A 14,738-nucleotide genomic window follows, 5' to 3' on the forward strand; every position below is an offset into this window, starting at 1 on the left:
GCTCGTGCTCAGCGGTAGCGGCGGCGTTCGTCGCGCAGCTCGCGCAGGCGTTCCCGCCGCTCGTCCCGGCGTTCTCGCCGTTCGAGCTGGAGTTCCCGCCGCTCGATCCGCTCGCGCTGACGGTCGCGGTGCCCGCCCTGCTCCCCGACCGCCTTCCGCTTGACAGAGAGGCCGCCGAACAGCACATTCCCCGTCAGGCGGATCACCGGCGCGTCCGGGTCCGTCGTGTCGTCCTCGGGCAGCTCGTTCCCGCCGAAGATCGCCGTGGTGGACCCGACGACCCGCACCCCCGGCGGCACCACGATCGTCACGCCGCCGAACACGCAGGTGACGTTGACGGTCACCTCGCCGCGGCTGAGGACCGCCTGCCGGAAGTCCAGGTCCGCGCCGCCGAACAGGCACGTGATGTTCGTGGTCGGCTCGGCCAGCCAGCGGCCCTTCCGCTCCACCCCGCTGAAGATCGCCACGAGGTTGGGCGACTGCGCGGGAGGAGGCGGCGGGACCGGCTCGTCCTTGCGCAGCTCGACTCGCGGCCGCGGCGCCCGCTCCGGCGGCAGGTCGCTCAGCACGGGCTCCAGCTCGGCGTACGTTTTGGCCTGGTAGACCACGTCGATGCGCTCGGCGTGCTCCTCCGGCGTGATGCGTCCCTCCGCCAGGGCCTCGCGCAGGCGGTCGGCGACCTCGTCACGGTCGGCGTCCGACGCCCGCATGCGCGCGGCCTGCGACTCCGCGGGAACTCCAGACTCGGAAGGCTGCTCGGGAAGGTTCACACCCCTATGGTGGCAGCGTCCGCCGAGGGCGGCGACCCCTGAAAGCCCGTCACGAAACGTCCGAGTCCGACCGGGCCTTGCGGAGGTAGTAGGTGAGTCCCAGGTCTTCGTCGCGGGTGGCCTTGAGGTCGCGGGGGCGGCCTTCGGCGACCGTGGCGGCCAGGACCTCCGTCGCGACCTCGCCGGTGTGGGCGCGCAGGGCCTCGGCGAGGTCGGTGCCGGTGGCCTCCCACCACAGGTCGATGCGGTCGGTGACCTCCAGCCCGGCCGCCTTGCGCCCCTCCTGGACGAGGCGGACGGCCTCGCGGACCAGGCCCGCGCGGCGCAGTTCGGGCGTGACGGTGAGGTCCAGGGCGACGGTCTCCCCGGCGGCGCTCTCCACCGCCCAGCCGCTCCGCGGACGCTCGGTGACGATCACGTCGTCCGCGGAGAGGGGGACCGTGCCCACATCAGCCGCCTCGACCTCGGCGGCGCCGGTGCGCAGCGCGTGGACGAGGGACGCGGCGTCCGCGGACGTCACGGCCTTGGCGACCTTCGGGGTGTCCTTGGCGTAGCGCTTGCCCAGCTCGCGGAAGTTGGGCTTCACCTCGTACTCGACCAGGTCGCCGCCGATGGACGACAGCTCCTCGAACCCCAGGACGTTCAGCTCCTCGGAGATCTGCGCACGGAGCTGCTCGGGCAGCGCCCGCCACCCGGCGGCGCCGACCAGCGCGCGGCCGAGGGGCTGGCGGGTCCGGACGCCGCTGGCGGCGCGGGCGGACCGGCCCAGCTCGACGAGCCGGCGGACGAGGGCCATCTGCGCGGTCAGGTCGTCGTCCAGCAGGTCCGCGTCGACGGACGGCCAGTCGGCGAGGTGCACCGAGTCGGGGCCGTCGTCGGGGCGGATGACGTCCCACACGTGGTCGGTGACGAACGGCACCAGCGGCGCCATCAGCCGGGTGAGGGTCTCCAGGCACTCGTAGAGGGTGGCGAAGGCGGACGAGCCGTCCGGGGTCTCCGGGCCCTCCCAGAAGCGGCGGCGGGACCGGCGCACGTACCAGTTGGACAGGTCGTCGACGAACTGCGCGAGGACGCGCCCGGCGCGGGCGGTGTCATACTCCTCCAGCGCGGCGTCGACCTCGCGGACGGTCCGGTGCAGCTCGGCGAGCGCCCAGCGGTCCAGGAGGGGGCGGTCGGCCGGGGCGGGCGCTTCGGCGCGGCGGTCGGGCGTCCAGGCGCGGCCCTGCTCCTTGGCCGCGTTCGAGTACAGGACGAAGAACGACGCCGTGTGCCAGTAGGTGAGCAGCACCTTCCGGACGATCTCCTCCAGGGCCCCGTGCCCGACGCGGCGCGACGCCCAGGGCAGCCCGTTGGCGGCCATGAACCAGCGCAGCGCGTCGGCGCCGTGCTCGTCCATCAGCGGGATGGGCCGCAGGACGTTGCCGAGGTGCTTGCTCATCTTGCGGCCGTCCTCGGCGAGGATCAGCCCGAGGACCACGACGTTCTCGTAGGACGATCTGTCGAACACGAGCGTCCCGACGGCCATGAGGGAGTAGAACCAGCCGCGGGTCTGGTCCTGGGCCTCGCAGATGTACTGCGCCGGGTAGGAGTCCTCGAAGATTTCGTTGTTGCGGTGGGGGGCGCCCCACTGCGCGAACGGCATCGAGCCCGAGTCGTACCAGGCGTCGATGACGTCGGGGACGCGGCGCGCCTCCGCCCCGCAGTGCGGGCAAGGGAAGGTGACGTCGTCGACGTAGGGACGATGCGGGTCGAGCCCCGACATGTCCTTGCCGGCGAGGTCGCCTAGTTCCTTGAGGGAGCCGACGCAGGTGACGTGCTCCTCGTTCTCATCGCAGACCCACAGGGGGAGTGGCGTGCCCCAGTAGCGGCTGCGGGACAGCGACCAGTCGACGTTGTTGCGCAGCCACTCCCCGAACCGGCCGTGCTTGACCGTCTCGGGGTACCAGTTGGTGTTCTCGTTCTCCTCCAGCAGCCGGTCTTTGATCTGCGTGGTGCGGATGTACCAGGCGGGGAGCGCGTAGTAAAGCAGCGGCGTGTGGCAGCGCCAGCAGTGCGGGTAGCTGTGGTCGAAGTGCCCGCCGCGGAACAGCAGCCCGCGCGCGCGCAGGTCGTCGGTGAGCGGCTCGTCGGCGTCCTTGAAGAACTTGTTGCCGACCAGCGGGACCTCGCGCAGGAAGCGTCCGTCCGGGCCGATGGGGTTGACGATGGGCATGCCGTAGCGCTTGCAGACGGTCATGTCGTCGCCGCCGAACGCGGGCGCCTGGTGGACGAGCCCGGTGCCGTCCTCGACGGTGACGTAGTCGCCCAGGACGACGTAGTGCGCGTCCGGGATGTCGACCAGGTCGAACGGCCGCCGGTAGGCGGTGCGTTCGAGTTCGGTGCCCTGGTACGTGGCCAGCCGTTCGGCGCCCTCTCCGAGGACCTGGTCGAGGAGCGGCTCGGCCACGACGAGCACTTCATCGGAGCCCGCGGGACGGGCCGCGACGTAGGTGACGTCTGGGTGGACGGCCACGGCGGTGTTGGACACGAGCGTCCACGGCGTCGTCGTCCAGATCAGCAGCGCGGCGTTCAGCTCGGCCAGCGGGCCGGACGTGACCGGCATCCGCACGTACACCGACGGGCTGGTGACCTCCTCGTACCCGCCGGGCTGGCCCAGCTCGTGGTCGGACAGGCCCGTCCCGCAGCGCGGGCAGTACGGCGTGATGCGGAAGTCGCGGAACAGCAGGCCCTTGTCGAACACCTGCTTCAGGGACCACCAGACCGCCTCGACGTATTCGGGGTCCATCGTCCGGTAGGCCTGGTCGGTGTTGACCCAGTAGCCCATGCGCTCGGTCATTTCCTCGAACGCGTCCACATGGCGCAGGACGGACTCACGGCAGCGGTCGTTGAACTCCGCGACGCCGTACTCCTCGATGTCCTTCTTGCCGGTGAGGCCGAGCTCCTTCTCCACGGCCACCTCGACGGGCAGCCCGTGGCAGTCCCAGCCGGCCTTGCGCGGGACGTGGTAGCCCTTCATGGTCTTGAAGCGCGGGAAAACGTCCTTGAACACGCGCGCCTCGACATGGTGGACGCCCGGCATGCCGTTCGCCGTCGGCGGCCCCTCGTAGAACACCCACCTGGGGCCGGAGGCGGTGCGCTCCAGGGACCGCTCGAAAACCTTGCTCTCCTGCCAGCGGCGCAGCATGTCCCGCTCGAGGGCGGGCAGATCGACCTGCGCGGGCAGCGGCCGGAAACCCGGCCGGGAAACGGGGCTCACGATGCGGACCTCCGGAACGACGTGTACGACGTTGACCGGAGGGACGAGGCGGCTGCCCCGCGGTACCACCCTCCTTGACCGCGCCCGGAGGCACGGTCCGCTTCGTTCGAGTCTCGGCCACCGGTTCTACTTGGCCCGCGGACGGACGTCCCGGACGGTTCTTCCGGCGGCTCCGGGGTGATCAGACCGCCGGGCTCGCCCCCGGGCTCGCACCGTCCCCGGGTCGCTCATGGCTGCGTGCGGCGGCAGGTGTCCCCTTCAGCGCCTGCCGATACGACTTCTCGTCCCGACTGTAACGCACGCGGGACACGGCCTCTTCCCGTTTTCGCCCCGTCCAGACCCTCCGGGGGACCGTGGGGTTCCTTTGCGATCTCCTGCGCGGGGCTGGGGTTTCCAGGCGATCGGCGACCGGGCATAAGCGGTCGGTAACGCAGCCCAGGCTGTTTGCCGCGCCCGAGAAAGGGGACTTATGCTGCCCGCACTGCCCGTCGAGGCGATCAGCGCGAGGGGGGCCGACATGGCCGGCGCGAAGAGGGGCGCACAGCCCGTTCAGGAGCCGCCCGCTGGAAAGACGACACGGGGGCCGAGGCCGCCCGCGGCCAAGAAGCCCGCCGCCAAGAGCCCGGCCGCCAAGCCCGCCAAGCGCGGTCCCGCGAAGGCGGCCAAGGCGGGGAAGGCCAAGCCGGCCGGGCGGAGCGCCCCGGCGACGGCGGCCGCGCTGCCGGTCCGCGAGGGGGAGCACCGGTGGACGGCCGCGGAGCTGGCCGAGGTCAGGGCCGGACTGCAGGAGCAGATCGAGGCGCTGCGCACCGAGATCGCGGCGTCCGCGATCCAGATCGCGGAGGGCGACTCCAGCGACGGCGCGGGCGACGACCAGGCCGACGCGGGCGCCAAGACCTACGAGCGCGAGCACGAGCTGGCGTTGTCCTACAATTCACAGGACCTGCTCGCCCAGATCGAGCGGGCCGTCCAGCGGATGGACACCGGCACGTACGGGATCTGCGAGTCGTGCACCAGGCCGATCGGCAAGGCGCGCCTCCAGGTCTTCCCGCGTGCGACCCTGTGTGTGACATGCAAACAACGCGAGGAACGTCGCTGAGCGACTCAACGAACCCAGAGGGCGGGGCCGAGGAATCCACGGGATCTCCTCGGCCGCGCCGCGTCGGCGTGCTGGTCGCCGTGGCGCTGGCCGCGCTCACCGCCGACATCGTGTCCAAGATCATCGTGGTGGCGACGCTGCAGGACGAGGAGCCCATCCGGCTCCTCGGCGGCCTGCTGACGCTGCGCGAGACCCGAAACAGCGGCGCCGCCTTCTCGATCGGCACCGGCTACACGATCGTCTTCACCCTGATCGCCTGCGGCGTGGTGGTGGCGATCCTGCGCACCGCCCGCAACCTGCGGAGCGTGCCCTGGGCGATCTGCCTGGGGCTGCTGCTCGGCGGGGCGGTCGGCAACCTCATCGACCGCATGCTGCGGGAGCCCGCGCCGCTCAAGGGCCATGTCGTCGACTGGATCCAGGTGCCGAACTTCCCGGTGTTCAACCTGGCCGACTCGGCGATCGTGTGCGGGGGCGTCCTGGCCGTCCTGCTGGCGGCGCGCGGCCTCCAGGTCGACGGGACGCGCCTCACCGGCAAGGACGACGACGCCGCCGGGGAGCCGAAGCCGGAACCCGCCCCCGAACGTGAATCCGAGCCCGAGCCGAAGCCCGAGCCCGCAGCCGAGGCGAACGACGCCCCGGCCTCGGAGGAGAAATCGTGATGGGGGACGTGCGGAGCCTCCACGTCCCGGACGGTCTCGAAGGCGAGCGGGTCGACTCCGCGCTGGCGCGGCTGTTCGGCCTGTCGCGGGGCAGCGCGGCCGACATCATCGCCGCCGGCGACGTCCTGCTGGACGGCGCGGCCGTGGCGACCAAGTCCGAGCGGCTGCACGCGGGCGCTTGGCTGGAGGTGACGCTTCCTCCGCCCCCTGCACCGCCCGTGCCGGTCGCGGAGCCGGTCCCCGGTATGGCCGTCCTGTACGAGGACGACGACATCGTCGTGGTGAACAAGCCGATCGGCGTCGCCGCCCACCCCACGACCGGCTGGACGGGCCCGACCGTCCTCGGCGGGCTGCTCGGGGCCGGGCACACGATCGCGACCAGCGGCGCGTCCGAGCGGCAGGGCATCGTGCACCGGCTGGACGCCAACACCACCGGCGCGATGGTCGTGGCCAAGAGCGAGGCCGCGTACTCGCGGCTCAAGCGGGCGTTCAAGGAACGCCGCGTCGACAAGCGCTACCAGGCGCTCGTGCAGGGCCACCCCGACCCGTTCCGCGGGACGGTCGACGCGCCCATCGACCGGCATCCGTCCGGCGACGGCCGGTTCGCGGTCGTGGCGGGCGGCAGGCCGTCGGTGACGCACTACGACACCGTCGAGGCGTTCCGCGCGGCGACGCTGCTCGACATCGACCTGGAGACGGGCCGCACCCACCAGATCCGGGTGCACATGGCGGCGATCCGGCACCCGTGCGTCGGCGACCTGCTGTACGGGGCCGATCCGACCCTGTCGGCGCGTCTCGGCCTGAGGCGGCAGTGGCTGCACGCCGCGCGGCTCGGGTTCGAGCACCCGGGCACCGGCGAGTACGTGGAGTTCGAGAGCCCGTACCCGGACGACCTGGCCCGGGCCCTGGAGATCGTCCAGGACGAGTCGTAGCCAGAGCGGGCGCGTCAGAGGCCGAGCAGGCGCAGCCCGGCGGCGACGCCCGCGGCGACGACCAGCACCACCAGGAACGGCGCGCGCAGCAGCAGCGCGGCGACGGCCGCGCCCAGCCCCGTCATGCGGGCGGCGTCGAACTCCAGCGTCCTGCCGTCGGCGAGCGCCTGGACGGCGATCAGCGCGGTCAGCAGCGCCACCGGGACGAGTTCGGTGAACCGGCGCACCCGCGGGTCGTCCAGGACCCGCTGCGGCGTGACGAGCCCGCCGAGCTTCAGCGCGTAGCAGCCGAGCCCGGTGGCGATCACCGCGATCCACACGCTCACGGCGCCCTCCCGCCCGCGGTGCTCCCGTCCTTCCTGATCAGGGCGGGCAGCGCGGCTACGGCGGCCAGCATGACCGGCACGCCGGGCGGCAGCAGCGGCGTCGCCGCGAGCGCGATCACCGCCGCGATCAGGGCGACCCGCACCTCGCTCCGCCCGGCGGTCAGCCGCGGCCACAGCAGCGCCAGGAACGCCGCCGGGCCGAGGACGTCCAGCCCGATGGCCTCCGGGTCGCCGAGCCGTGCCGCGCCCGCTGCGCCCAGCAGCGTGGAGCCGTTCCAGGCCACGTAGAGGCTGATCGCGGTGGTGTAGAAACCGGCGCGGGCCGCCGCCCGCCCGTCCTGCGCGGTGGCGACGGCGGTGGTCTCGTCGATGACGGCGTGCGCGGTGAGCAGACGCCGCCAGCCCCGCACGCGCAGCGTGTCCGCGAGCCGCATCCCGTACAGGGCGTTGCGGCCGCCGAGGAGCACCGCGCCCAGCGACCCGGCGACCAGCCCGCCGCCCCCGCCGATCACCCCGGCCAGCGCGAACTGGGACGCGCCCGTGAACGCCAGCAGGCTCAGCACGCATGCCTGCGCGACGGTCAGCCCGGACGTGACGGCCGCCGCCCCGAACGCGAGCCCGGACATGCCGACGGCGATCCCGACGCCCAGCCCGTCCCGCACGGCGGCGGACGTCCGCGCGCCCTCGTCCGGCGCGCCCACCTCCTCGGTCTCGGTGACGCTCATGGCGTCCACGCTACGGACGGGCGCGCACCGCAATCTTGAACGTTCTTGCGGCGCCTCGCAGCGGGGCTCGGCGGTCACCGTTTCTCGGCGGCGTCGAGCCCGGCCTCGATGACCGCGGTCATGATGCGGGCGAGGCGGTCGGGTCCGAGGGACGGGGCGTGCACCGCCATCGCCTCGACGATCTGCCGCTCGCGCGCGGGGTCGCGGCCGGCGAAGCCGCCGACCGGCTTGAGCCGCTGGACGGCGGCGGCGACGGCGGCGCGGTGCTCCAGCAGGGTGGCGAGCGCGGCGTCGAGCCCGTCGATCGCGGCTCTGGCCTCGCCGAGCGTGCCGATGTCCCCGGCGGACGGCAGCGGGACGCGCAGCTCGCCGCCCTCTCCTGACCGGCCGCAGGCCGGGCAGCCCGCGGCGCCCTCCACGGGGTCGATGACCTGGTCGTGCATGTCGGGTTCCCTCTCGTGCGGCGGCCGTGTCGCGCAGGGGGATCCGTGCCCGGGCCGCTCTGGTCAACAGAAAAGGCAGAGCCCCGCTGCGGGACTCTGCCTTGCCGGCTCCGGGGTCGTCGCTCAGGTCGCGGCGGCGGCCGGCTCGCCCGGAGCCGGCTGCGTAAACCTGAAGCGACGACGTTCCACGGACCCGATCGTATGCGGTGACCGCCGGGGCCCGTCAAACGGCGGACAGATCATCTCGCCGGTCGAGATGCCCCGGATAGCATGTCCGATATGGGGGAAGAGGTCGCGCACTATTACCGCCATCCGGCGCTCCCCGAGGTCGATCTGCTGCGCGCCCGCTTCGTGACGCACCGGTTCAACCGGCACGCCCACGACGGTTACGTGTTCGGCGTCATCGACGCGGGCGTGGAGGAGTTCGAGCATCCGGGCGGCGTCCAGCGCGCCGGGCCGGGCTCGATCGTCGTGGTGAACCCGGGCGTCGTGCACGGCGGGCACGCGGGCGCGCCGGAGGGCTGGGCGTACCGGGTGATCTACCCGCCGGTCGACGTCGTCGCCGGCGTCGCGGCCGAGCTGGGCGCGCGGCCCGGCACGCCCGCGTTCCCGGACCCCGTCGTGGACGATCCCGCCGCCGCTGATCTGCTGCGGGCCGTCCATCGGGCGGGGGAGAAGGGCGACGCGCTGGCGGCGTCCACCATGCTCAGGACGGCTCTTACGGGCCTGCTCACCCGTCACGCCCGCGACATCCGGCGGAACGACGCGTCCGGCGAGAGGTGGGGCATGCCGCGCGCCGTCCGCGAGGCCCGCGAGATCCTGCACGCGAGCCTCGTCGGCCCGCCGTCCCTGGACGAGCTGGCCGAGGCCGTCGGGACCCGCCCGTTCCCGCTGCTGCGGGCGTTCCGCGACACCGTCGGCCTGCCGCCGCACGCCTACCTCAACCAGGTGCGCGTGCGGGAGGCACGCGTCCTGTTGGACGAGGGCCTGCGCCCCGCGGACGTCGCGGCCCGCACCGGCTTCGCCGACCAGGCCCACCTGACCCGCCATTTCAAGCGCACGCTGGGTGTCCCACCCGGCGCCTACCGTAGTGCCCGGACGATTGGGCGCGTCGAGGCGCCCCCGGCCGCGCGGGAGGGTTAGGCTCTCAGGACCGCGTCGTCCCGGCGCCCCCGCCGGGTCGACGATCTTCCCCCGGGACCGATACGCCGACACGTATCCACCAGGTACGTGCGCGGTCGCATGCGACGAGCAGGAGGCGCAGCAGGCATGGCCGACTCTTTCGTTCACCTGCACGTTCATACCGAGTACTCCATGCTGGACGGGGCCGCTCGGCTGAGGCAGATGTTCGACGAGGTCGGCCGGCAGAAGATGCCGGCGATCGCCATGACCGACCACGGCAACATGCACGGCGCCTACGACTTCCACAAGCAGGCGACCGCGGCCGGGGTCACGCCGATCATCGGGATCGAGGCGTACATGGCGCCCGAGTCCCGGTACCACAAGAAGAAGGTCCAGTGGGGCGAGCCGAGCCAGAAGCGCGACGACGTCTCCGGCGGCGGCCTGATCAACCACATGACGCTGTGGGCGCGGAACAAGGCGGGCCTGCACAACCTGTTCAAGCTGTCCAGCCGCGCCTACACCGAGGGCTTCGTCTTCAAGTACGCCCGGATGGACGAGGAGCTCCTCGCCGAGCACGCCGACGGGATCATGGCCACGACCGGGTGCCCGTCCGGCAAGGTCCAGACCCGGCTGCGGCTCGGCCAGTTCGACGAGGCCCTCAAGGCCGCCGCCAACTTCCAGGAGATCCTCGGCAAGGAGAACTACTTCCTTGAGCTGATGGACCACGGCCTGGAGATCGAGCGCCGCGTCCGCGAGGGGCTCGTCGAGATCGGCAAGAAGCTCAACATCCCGCCGGTCGTCACCAACGACTCGCACTACACGCACGAGTCGGAGGCCACCGCGCACGACGCGCTCCTGTGCGTCCAGGTCGGCAAGCAGCTCGCCGACCCCGACCGGTTCCGGTTCGACGGCAGCGGCTACTACCTGAAGACCGCCGATGAGATGCGCGCGATCGACTCGTCCGACATCTGGGCCGAGGGCTGCAAGAACACGCTGCTCATCGCCGAGCGGGTCGAGCCGGACGGCATGTTCGAGTACAAGGACCTCAGCCCCCGCTTCCCCGTCCCCGAGGGCGAGACGGAGGAGAGCTGGTTCCGCAAGGAGGTCTGGAAGGGCCTGGAGCGCCGCTTCCCGGACGGCCTGCCCGACGGGTACAAGGAGCAGGCCGAGTACGAGATGGGCGTCATCCTCGGCAAGGGGTACCCGTCGTACTTCCTCGTCGTCGCCGACTTCATCATGTGGGCCAAGGAGAACGGCATCCTGGTCGGCCCCGGCCGGGGGTCCGCGGCGGGCTCCCTGATCGCGTACGCGATGGGCATCACCGACCTCGACCCGATCCCGCACGGGCTGATCTTCGAGCGGTTCCTGAACCCCGAGCGCGCGTCCATGCCCGACATCGACATCGACTTCCCTGAAGACCGGCGCGCCGAGGTCATCAAGTACACGACCGAGAAGTGGGGCGCCGACAAGGTCTCGTTCATCGCCACGTTCGGCACCATCAAGGCGAAGGCCGCGATCAAGGACGCGGGCCGCGTCCTCGGCTTCCCGTACGCGCTCGGCGACCGGATCTCCAAGGCGTTCCCGCCCACCGTGATGGGCAAGGACATCCCGCTGTCGGGGATCTTCGACGAGAAGCACCCCCGCCACGGCGAGGCGGGCGAGCTGCGCAAGCTGTACGAGGAAGAGCCCGACGTCAAGCAGACCGTCGACCTGGCGCAGGGCCTGGAGGGCCTGATCCGCCAGACCGGCGTGCACGCCGCCGGCGTCATCATGTCCGGTGAGACGATCACCGACCATGTCCCGATCATGCGCCGGGACGCCGACGGCGCGATCATCACGCAGTTCGACTACCCGACCTGCGAGACGCTCGGCCTCCTGAAGATGGACTTCCTGGGCCTGCGGAACCTGACGATCATCGACGACGCGCTCCAGGGCATCAAGAAGAACAAGGGCGTGGACGTCGACCTGCTCGCCCTCCCGCTGGACGACCAGCCGACCTACGACCTCCTCGCCCGCGGCGACACCCTCGGCGTGTTCCAGTTCGACGGCGGCCCGATGCGGTCGCTGCTGCGGCTGATGAAGCCCGACAACTTCGAGGACATCTCCGCCGTCGGCGCCCTGTACCGGCCGGGCCCGATGGGCGCGAACTCCCACACCAACTACGCGCTCCGCAAGAACGGCCAGCAGCAGATCACCCCGATCCATCCGGAGCTGGAGGAGCCGCTCAAGGAGATCCTCGACACCACCTACGGCCTGATCGTCTATCAGGAGCAGGTGATGGCGATCGCGCAGAAGGTGGCGGGCTACACGCTCGGCAAAGCGGATCTGCTCCGCCGCGTCATGGGCAAGAAGAAGAAGGCTGAGCTGGACGCCCAGTTCGTCGGCTTCGAGCAGGGCATGGTCGACAACGGCTTCTCCAAGGAGGCCGTCAAGACCCTGTGGGACATCCTCGTCCCGTTCTCCGACTACGCGTTCAACAAGGCGCACTCGGCTGCGTACGGCCTGGTCTCCTACTGGACGGCCTACCTCAAGGCGAACTACCCAGCCGAGTACATGGCGGGGCTGCTGACGTCCGTCGGCGACGACAAGGACAAGAGCGCCCTCTACCTGTCCGAATGCCGCCGGATGGGGCTGAAGGTCCTGCCGCCGGACGTCAACACGTCCGAGGCCGACTTCACCCCGCTGGGCGACACCGAGATCAGGTTCGGGCTGTCGGCCGTCCGCAACGTCGGCGCCAACGTGGTGGACGGCATCGTCGCCGCCCGCAAGGAGAAGGGCGCCTACACCGACTTCAACGACTTCCTGAACAAGGTCCCGCCGATCGTCTGCAACAAGCGGGTCGTGGAGTCGCTGATCAAGGCGGGCGCGTTCGACGAGCTCGGCCACCAGCGCAAGGCTTTGCTGATGGTGCACGAGCAGGCCATCGACTCCGTCATCGACATCAAGCGCAAGGAGGCCGTCGGCCAGGACTCCCTCTTCGGCGCCCTGGAGGACGACAGCGGCGACGACGCGTTCGCCGTCGCCATCCCCGAAGGCGAGGAGTGGGACAAGACGACCCTGCTGGCCTTCGAGCGGGAGATGCTCGGCCTGTACGTTTCCGACCACCCCCTCCTCGGCGTCGAGCACATCCTGGAACGCGAGGCCGACTGCACGATCGCCGTCCTGAACGAGGGCGAGCGCCCCGACGGCCAGATCGTGGTCATCGCCGGGCTCCTGTCGGGCCTGCAGCGCAAGGTCACCAAGCAGGGCAACTCGTGGGCGATGTTCCAGCTGGAGGACCTCGGCGGCTCCATCGAGGTGCTGTGCTTCCCGTCGTCCTACCAGCTGTGCTCGACGCTCCTCGCCGAGGACGCGATCCTGATCGTCAAGGGCAAGCTGGACCGCCGCGAGGACGTCGCGAAGATCATCGCGATGGAGGTCACCCAGCCCGACCTGACGATCACCGACGCGACCGGCCCGTTCTCGGTGACGATGCCGCTCGGCCGCTGCACGCCCCCGACGGTCTCCCGCCTGAAGGAAGTCCTGATCACCCATCCCGGCCGGTCCGAGGTGCACCTCCACGTCCAGAACGGCCCGCGCACCACGGTCGTCCGCCTGGACGACAAGCTCCGCGTCGCCCCGTCCCCCGCCCTGATGGGCGACCTGAAACAACTACTAGGCCCGTCCTGTTTGGGCTGATCAGGCGCTGAGGAGGGCGCGGGTGGCGGGGACGACCTCCTGCGTCCAACGGCGGAGTTGCGTCTCGTCGCTGCTTTCCGGCCAGTAGACGAACGTGTCGAAACCGGTCTCGGTGGCGAGGCCGGCCAGCACGCGGGCCCACCCTGCGGGGTCCGTGCGGATGGGCTCCTCGCCCTGGAGCCGGACGTCGGCCGGGTCATCGGTGATGCGGCCGACGAGCTGGGCGATCCGGGTGATGGCGGACGGGTCGCGCCCGGCGTCCTCGGCGGCGCGGGTGATGATGTCCTGCGCCCCGCGCCACGCCTCGTACGGCAGGTAATGCGGGATCGGCGCGGCCCACCCGTCGCCGACGCGTCCCGTGAGCGCGAGCGCCTTCGGGCCGACGCTGCCGAGCCAGATCCCGACCGGATGCGCCGGGGCGGGCCCCGCGTGGACGCCGTTGACCTGGTAATGCGTCCCGCTGACCTTGACCGTCTCGCCCGGCCGCCACATGGCACGGATGATCTCGATGGCCTCCTCCAGCGCCCGGAGCGCCTCCCCGGCGGTCCGGTCGGGGCCGCCCATCGCGGAGATCGCGGGCCAGAACGCCCCGGCGCCGAGCGCGAGCTCGAACCGTCCGCCGCTGAGCAGGTCGAGGGTCGCGGCCTGCTTGGCCAGGACGGCGGGCCCCCGCAGCGGCAGGCTCGCCACGTCCGGGAACACCCGGAGCCGCTCGGTGTCGGCGAGCAGCGTCGCGATGAGCGCGAGCGTGTCGGCCTGGTCGGCCGCATACGGGTGGTCCTGGACGCCGAGCAGATCGAGCCCGTCGCGGTCGGCCAGTCGGGCGAGCGCGCGAACCTCACCCAGCCCGGCGGCGGACGGGGCCAGCTGCACACCGAATCGGTAGATCATGCACCCGAAACTACCGACCCCGCGACCACGCCCGAATCAGTAGCACTACGGGCCCGCATTACTGATCAGCCGTTTCGGTTAGAGCTTGCGAAAACCGGCTTTAGGGGCCGAAGGAGGAGTGCGCTGCCATGAGCTCCGAGTGCCAGTCGACGAAACGGCCGAGGCCGTCGAAGCGTGCGCGGGCGGTTGCGCCGCCGGGGAGGAGGGCCTCGGTCTGCAGGTCGGTCTGGCGGTACGGGACGCGGTGCCGGGAGAGGAACCCGGCGAGCGTCAGGCGCGGCTCGTGCGGGAACAGGCTGGTCGCGCTCGCCAGGATGCGGGGGAGCGGGATCGGGTCCCACTGGGCGGGCGGGGCCTGCGGGTCGTCGACGTGCAGGTAGGCGGAGCCGCCGTCGTAGCCTGCGCCGATGTAGCCGGCGCCGCCGAGGACGCCGCCCGCGGCCATCGCCATCAGCTCGCCGCCGTGCCCGGCCGGGCCCTCGTACCAGGACAGGTCGACCTCGGGCGTGGTGAACTCGGTGATGCCGAGCCGCTCGCCGACCGTCCGGATGACCAGGGTGGGGGTGACGGCGGGGTGCGCGTCGCCGAACTGCGGGTTGGCCCAGCCCCACAGCCAGGTGCGCTCCCGCGCGGCGTAGCTGCCGAGCAGGGACACCCGGACGGTGACGCCGCCGCTGGAGTAGGTCCGTGCGGTCAGGTCGGCGCTCCAGTCCTCGCGCGGAAGGAACTCGGCGAGCGTCTCCTGCTGCTGCAGGACGACGGCCGCCAGGGCGGCGCCGAGGCGTTCGAACGCGGGACTGAATCCGGACATGTCGGGCACATTATCCCAGTGGTCGG

12 protein-coding genes are annotated in these 14,738 nt (G+C 71.7%); 5 read left to right on the top strand and 7 right to left on the bottom strand.

Going from position 1 to position 14,738, the window contains the following annotated elements; genetic code table 11:
* Window positions 1-8 precede the first annotated feature (8 nt).
* A complete protein-coding gene (locus tag E1287_RS03385) occupies window positions 9-770 on the bottom strand; it encodes a DUF1707 domain-containing protein (RefSeq protein WP_347813947.1) in 762 nt (253 codons plus the stop codon).
* A 49-nt stretch (window positions 771-819) separates the two neighbouring features.
* Entirely contained in the window at window positions 820-4,026 is a 3,207-nt protein-coding gene (ileS, locus tag E1287_RS03390; RefSeq protein WP_131963307.1) for an isoleucine--tRNA ligase, read from the bottom strand.
* Window positions 4,027-4,744: 718 nt separating this feature from the next.
* Between ileS and E1287_RS45365 the strand changes: the two genes are divergently transcribed.
* The 3 genes from E1287_RS45365 (at window position 4,745) to E1287_RS03405 (ending at window position 6,716) form a co-directional block, all read left to right on the top strand.
* On the top strand, window positions 4,745-5,125 hold the full coding sequence (locus E1287_RS45365; protein ID WP_243718562.1) for a TraR/DksA family transcriptional regulator: 381 nt from the start codon (window positions 4,745-4,747) through the stop codon (window positions 5,123-5,125).
* 68 nt (window positions 5,126-5,193) lie between these two features.
* Entirely contained in the window at window positions 5,194-5,784 is a 591-nt protein-coding gene (lspA, locus tag E1287_RS03400) for a signal peptidase II (RefSeq protein WP_243718550.1), read from the top strand.
* The gene (locus E1287_RS03405) at window positions 5,784-6,716 is read left to right on the top strand and encodes an RluA family pseudouridine synthase (protein ID WP_131963310.1); all 933 of its coding nucleotides are present in this window, start codon (window positions 5,784-5,786) and stop codon (window positions 6,714-6,716) included. Before lspA ends, E1287_RS03405 begins: the two co-directional genes overlap by 1 nt.
* A gap of 14 nt (window positions 6,717-6,730) precedes the next feature.
* Here E1287_RS03405 and E1287_RS03410 read toward each other — a convergent pair whose 3' ends face one another.
* The 3 genes from E1287_RS03410 to E1287_RS46570 form a co-directional block, all read right to left on the bottom strand.
* Window positions 6,731-7,042 carry an AzlD domain-containing protein gene (locus tag E1287_RS03410; RefSeq protein ID WP_131963311.1) on the bottom strand — a complete coding sequence of 104 codons (312 nt, stop codon included), beginning with the start codon at window positions 7,040-7,042 and terminating at the stop codon, window positions 6,731-6,733.
* Window positions 7,039-7,767 carry an AzlC family ABC transporter permease gene (locus E1287_RS03415; RefSeq protein ID WP_131963312.1) on the bottom strand — a complete coding sequence of 243 codons (729 nt, stop codon included), beginning with the start codon at window positions 7,765-7,767 and terminating at the stop codon, window positions 7,039-7,041. Before E1287_RS03415 ends, E1287_RS03410 begins: the two co-directional genes overlap by 4 nt.
* A 74-nt stretch (window positions 7,768-7,841) precedes the next feature.
* Window positions 7,842-8,210, bottom strand: coding sequence for a chorismate mutase (locus E1287_RS46570; RefSeq protein WP_131963313.1), 369 nt, complete (start codon window positions 8,208-8,210; stop codon window positions 7,842-7,844).
* Between the two features lie 279 nt (window positions 8,211-8,489).
* Between E1287_RS46570 and E1287_RS03425 the strand changes: the two genes are divergently transcribed.
* Both E1287_RS03425 and dnaE read left to right on the top strand, forming a co-directional pair.
* Window positions 8,490-9,353 carry an AraC family transcriptional regulator gene (locus E1287_RS03425; protein ID WP_347813948.1) on the top strand — a complete coding sequence of 288 codons (864 nt, stop codon included), beginning with the start codon at window positions 8,490-8,492 and terminating at the stop codon, window positions 9,351-9,353.
* Between the two features lie 126 nt (window positions 9,354-9,479).
* Window positions 9,480-13,010: a DNA polymerase III subunit alpha gene (gene dnaE, locus E1287_RS03430; protein WP_131963315.1), complete on the top strand. Its 3,531-nt coding sequence runs from the start codon at window positions 9,480-9,482 to the stop codon at window positions 13,008-13,010.
* On the opposite strand, the gene E1287_RS03435 is transcribed toward dnaE, so the two are convergent.
* Together E1287_RS03435 and E1287_RS03440 are read right to left on the bottom strand one after the other, a co-directional pair.
* A complete protein-coding gene (locus tag E1287_RS03435) occupies window positions 13,011-13,901 on the bottom strand; it encodes an LLM class flavin-dependent oxidoreductase (protein WP_131963316.1) in 891 nt (296 codons plus the stop codon).
* 100 nt (window positions 13,902-14,001) lie between these two features.
* Complete coding sequence (locus E1287_RS03440) at window positions 14,002-14,712, bottom strand: DUF6882 domain-containing protein (RefSeq protein WP_131963317.1); 711 nt, start codon at window positions 14,710-14,712, stop codon at window positions 14,002-14,004.
* Window positions 14,713-14,738: the final 26 nt, after the last annotated feature.

The organism is Actinomadura sp. KC06, from assembly GCF_004348735.1.
Taxonomy (GTDB): Bacteria; Actinomycetota; Actinomycetes; order Streptosporangiales; family Streptosporangiaceae; genus Spirillospora.